The sequence below is a fragment of the Pseudomonas sp. RW10S2 genome (assembly GCF_014268985.1).
GTDB lineage: Bacteria > Pseudomonadota > Gammaproteobacteria > Pseudomonadales > Pseudomonadaceae > Aquipseudomonas > Aquipseudomonas wayambapalatensis.
This window is the reverse complement of record NZ_JABWRO010000246.1, coordinates 1-510: the sequence shown is the minus strand read 5'-3', so window position 1 is coordinate 510 and position 510 is coordinate 1. Positions and strand designations below refer to the sequence as shown.

1 protein-coding gene is annotated in these 510 nt (G+C 56.1%); it reads right to left on the bottom strand.

The window, feature by feature from the left end; genetic code table 11:
- The coding region (locus HU729_RS25570) for an IS3 family transposase (RefSeq protein ID WP_186711925.1) at nt 1-510 on the bottom strand (510 nt) is incomplete at both ends.

Below are 510 nucleotides of genomic sequence, written 5' to 3'. Positions count from 1 at the left end.
CAGTTGCCTCGGCGGCTCATGCTCTGGCGAATGCGGTAGCGCCACAGTCTCTGGCGGAACTGACGGCTGCCATATTGCGATCCCTGGTCGGAGTGGAACAGTAATCCTTGAGGCTTTCCACGTTGTTCGTAAGCGACGTCCAGCGCTTTGACCACCAGGTCTGCATCCGGTTTTTCTGATAAGGCCCAGCCAACCACTCTGCGTGCATAGAGGTCCAGGACAACTGCCAGGTAGTGCCATTTTCCCTGTGCCCAGACGTAAGTGATGTCTCCACACCAGACCTGATTTGGCGCTTCCACATCAAACGCTCGGTTCAAGGTGTTCGGAATATCTGGCCGCTCCACTGTGGCCTTTTTGTACGCATGTGATCCTGGCTGCTTGCTGATCAACGCCAGCTCACGCATCAGACGGCGTACCTTGAACCGCCCGATTTGCTCACCCTCTTCTTGCATCATTGCCATGATGGTACGGCTGCCGGGCGCACTTCGATATCGCGTGAACAACTCACTC